Genomic DNA, 4,044 nt, shown 5'->3' on the forward strand with positions numbered 1-4,044 from the left:
GAAGGGCACCATCGCCGTGACGGTCACGGCGATGGTGCCCTTCTTCTCGGTCCCGTACGTGAACGGCAGAACCGCCTTGTCGCCGATCTTGAGCTTCGTGCCCGGCGCGGTGGTGTCACCCCCGGCCGGCGCCGCACCGTCGTCACCGGGGCTCGCGGACGGGCTCTTGCTGCCCGGGTCGGACGATGTCGGGGCGGACGCCGAGGGCGAGTCCTGTGCCGACGACGCGTCCTCGTCGTCATTGCAGGCCGTGAGCCCGAGCGCCATGGTGCTGAGAGCGACCGCGAAGAGGATGCGTCCCTTGTGTGTCATTTTGACCTCACTGGCAGTGAGAGCCGCCCGAAAGGACAGCCCGTACGTTCAACGACTGGACGGCGCGACGACGGCAGTCCGTCACCGAGGCGCGCCGCGACGCATCCCAGAGTGCGGCGGCAATGACACAGGCATGACACAGGCGTGCGACGGGTGCGGCACGGCGACGCCCGGACGCCCGCGCTGTCGGCGGAGCGGTGGGCGCCCGGCTGGTCGCTGAACCGTTTCGAGTCGAGGCCCGGCGTGAAGGGGGCCTCGACGTCCTCAGTTGCCCAGGTCCGCCAGCTGGTCGAAGCCCGGGATCTCCCGCGGGCCGCGCGTCCCCGGGCCGATGTACGTCGCCGACGGCCGCACCAGGCGGCCGGTCCGCTTCTGCTCCAGGATGTGCGCCGACCAGCCCGCCGTACGGGCACACGTGAACATCGACGTGAACATGTGCGCCGGAACCTCCGCGAAGTCCAGCATGATCGCCGCCCAGAACTCCACGTTCGTCGCCAGCACCCGGTCCGGGCGGCGCGCGTGCAGCTCCTCCAGCGCGGCCCTCTCCAGGGCCTGCGCCACCTCGAAGCGCGGTGCGCCCAGCTCCTGGGCCGTGCGTCGCAGCACCCGTGCGCGGGGGTCCTCGGCGCGGTAGACCCGGTGGCCGAAGCCCATCAGCCGCTCGCCCTTGTCCAGGGCCTTCTTCACGTACGCGGTGGCGTCCCCGGTCCGCTCGATCTCCTCGATCATCCCGAGCACCCGGGACGGCGCGCCGCCGTGCAGCGGGCCGGACATGGCGCCCACCGCACCGGACAGCGCGGCGGCCACATCGGCGCCGGTCGAGGCGATGACGCGGGCGGTGAACGTCGAGGCGTTCATGCCGTGCTCGGCGGCGGACGTCCAGTAGGCGTCCACGGCCTTCACATGACGGGGGTCCGGCTCGCCGCGCCAGCGGATCATGAACCGTTCCACCACGGACCCCGCCTTGTCGATCTCGCTCTGCGGGACCATCGGCAGCCCCTGCCCGCGCGCCGACTGGGCGACGTACGAGAGCGCCATGACGGCCGCCCGCGCCAGGTTGTTGCGCGCGGTCTCCGCGTCGATGTCCAGCAGCGGTTTCAGCCCCCACACGGGGGCGAGCATCGCCAGCGCGGACTGCACGTCGACCCGGATGTCACCGGAGTGGACCGGGATCGGGAACGGCTCGGCCGGCGGCAGACCGGGGTTGAACGCCCCGTCGACCAGCAGTCCCCAGACATTGCCGAACGACACATGGCCGACGAGATCCTCGATGTCGACACCGCGGTACCGGAGCGAACCGCCTTCCTTGTCGGGTTCGGCGATCTCCGTTTCGAACGCGACGACTCCTTCGAGTCCGGGTACGAAGTCGGACATCAGGCGGCTCCCTCGGATCGGCGGCTGCGGACGGGCCGCAACGGGCCCGTCCCACGATATTGGCGGGTTCCGACGTGACCGGGAAGCGTGACATCCGGCACAGCTCCCCGTTCTCTCCCGGAACGGTTGGTGACCCTCCTCGCCGGGCAGACTGGGCCGCTGCGGCAGGATGAGCGCGTGTCCACCGCAGATTCCTCCTTCGATTCCACCACCGATCCGGCCGCGATGCGCGAGCAGTACCGTTCCGAGAGCTTCGCCGAGGACAGCCTGGCCGCCGACCCCATGCAGCAGTTCGCCCGCTGGTTCCGGCAGATCGCCGCAGGTGGGGTGCTCCATGAGCCGAACGCCATGGTCGTGTCCACGGCGACGCCCGAGGGTGTGCCGTCCTCCCGCACGGTGCTGCTGAAGATGTACGACGAGCGCGGCTTCGTCTTCTTCACCAACTACGAGTCCCGCAAGGGCCGCGAGCTGGCCGCCAACCCGCGGGTGTCGCTGCTCTTCCCCTGGCACCCGATGGCCCGCCAGGTCATCGTCACCGGCACCGCGGCCCGCGTCGGCCGCGAGGAGACGGCCGCCTACTTCCGCACCCGCCCCCACGGCTCCCAGCTCGGCGCCTGGGCGAGCGCCCAGTCGACGGTGATCGGCTCCCGCGACGAGCTGGTCCGGCGTTACGAGGAGCTGGCGGCCCGCTACCCGGAGGGCGAGCAGATCCCGGCGCCCCCGCACTGGGGCGGCTTCCGGGTCGTCCCCGGCACGATCGAGTTCTGGCAGGGCCACGAGAACCGGCTGCACGACCGGCTGCGCTACGTACGGGAGGCCGCGAGCGGGACCGAGGGCGGCGACGGCGTCGGGGGCTGGCGCGTCGAGCGGCTGTGCCCGTAGGCCGTAGGCCCTGTCCGCCTCCGGGCACGCAGAAACCCGCAGGCTCTGGTCCCTTCTTACGGAGGGGCCGGCCGGACTGACCGGCGAGCCTGCGGGTCGGTGACTGCTTGGGATTGGCCGGCGACCGGCCTGCACTGCAAAGAGCGCGACGACGGGCGTCAGCCCGCAGTCACCTCACGAGTCCGAAAAGAAATCACTTCCGGAGCACCTCCCTTCATGTGTACCCGCAGCCTAGGAACCTCCCCCCGGGCCGCACAACCGAATTATCCGGGGCGTCGATTTCGGCGAAGTCGCTGTGTGCTGGGTCACGTTCGAGTTGAATGGTCTGACGTGCAGCAATGCCGGACACGTCCTGCGGGGGGTACGGGATGAGTGCTTCCAGGAGCAGCGGAACCACCGACGCCCTCGGGCCCGAGGAAGGCCCGGAGGGCCGGCCCGGGGCGATCCCGGGATCGGAGCTGCTGGCGGCCCTGCTCGACGGAATGGACGCCGCGCTCTGCGCCTTCGACGCGGACGGCACCGTCACCCACTGGAACCGCGAGGCCGAGCGGATTCTCGGCTGGAGTGCCGAGGAGGCCGTCGGACGGCCCGGCTTCGCCGGATGGGCCGTGCGGCGGGCGGACGCGGGCGAGGTGCAGGGGCGGCTGATGGCCGTCATGGACGGGCCGGGGCGCCAGGTGCACGAGTTCGCGCTGCTGCGCAAGGACGGCGGGCGGGTGCTGGTGCGGACCCAGTCGGCCGGGGTGCGGGGCGCGGACGGGAAGCCGGCCGGGGTGTACTGCGCGTTCAGCGAGGTCCATGCGCAGATCGACCTGGAGCGGGCCATCGCGCTGAGCGAGGCGCTGTTCGAGGACGCGTCCTGGGGTGTGGTCCTCGTCGATGTGGACCTGCGGCCGACCGTCGTCAACGCACATGCCGCCCGCGCGCTGGACGGCGGTCGTACGACGCTGCTGGGGCGGCCGCTGGGGGAGCTGATCGTGCAGGGCGTCGAGGACCTGGAGGGCGCGCTCCAGCACGTGCTGGCCGCGGGCGCCCCGCCCGCCCCCGCCGAGCTGTGGGTGACGCTGCGGACGGCCGAGGGGAACCGGCGGCGCTGCTGGCGCAGCGGCTTCCTGCGGCTGGCCTCACCGCTCGCGGAGGAGCCGGTGCCGCTGGGCGTCGGCTGGCTGTTCCAGGACGTCACGGAGGCGAAACTGGCCGCCCAGGACGCGGACCGGGTGCGCTTCCGGTCGAACCAGCTGCACCGGGCCTCGCGGTCGGCGGCCGAGTGCGAGGACCCGATGGAGGCGGCGACCACCTCCCTCGACTACGCGCTCGCGGGCTTCGCGGACCACGCGCTGATCGACCTGGTGGCGGGGGAGCGGCTGGTCCGCGCCGCGGCGACGCCGTCCGATGCGCCGGGCCCGTGCCTGCCGGTGGCCGGCGGCGGCATCCCGCTGCGGTACGTACCGGGCCACCCGGCCCTCCAGGCGGTGG

General features: G+C 72.3%; 3 protein-coding genes and 1 pseudogene. 2 read left to right on the top strand and 2 right to left on the bottom strand.

Annotation, left to right across the window (positions count from 1 at the left end; translation table 11 throughout):
• Positions 1–312, bottom strand: a pseudogene (locus J1C73_RS32035) (hypothetical protein); the annotation flags it as partial.
• Between the two features lie 264 nt (positions 313–576).
• A complete protein-coding gene (locus tag J1C73_RS32040) occupies positions 577–1,686 on the bottom strand; it encodes a citrate synthase 2 (protein ID WP_207319434.1) in 1,110 nt (369 codons plus the stop codon).
• Positions 1,687–1,911: 225 nt separating this feature from the next.
• Between J1C73_RS32040 and pdxH the strand changes: the two genes are divergently transcribed.
• Together pdxH and J1C73_RS32050 are read left to right on the top strand one after the other, a co-directional pair.
• Positions 1,912–2,568, top strand: a complete 657-nt coding sequence (gene pdxH / locus J1C73_RS32045; RefSeq protein ID WP_207319436.1) for a pyridoxamine 5'-phosphate oxidase — start codon at positions 1,912–1,914, stop codon at positions 2,566–2,568.
• A gap of 368 nt (positions 2,569–2,936) precedes the next feature.
• Positions 2,937–4,044: PAS domain-containing protein (locus J1C73_RS32050; RefSeq protein ID WP_207319435.1), on the top strand; the 1,108-nt coding region annotated here is incomplete at its 3' end.

Source organism: Streptomyces laculatispora (assembly GCF_017353455.1).
GTDB lineage: Bacteria > Actinomycetota > Actinomycetes > Streptomycetales > Streptomycetaceae > Streptomyces > Streptomyces laculatispora.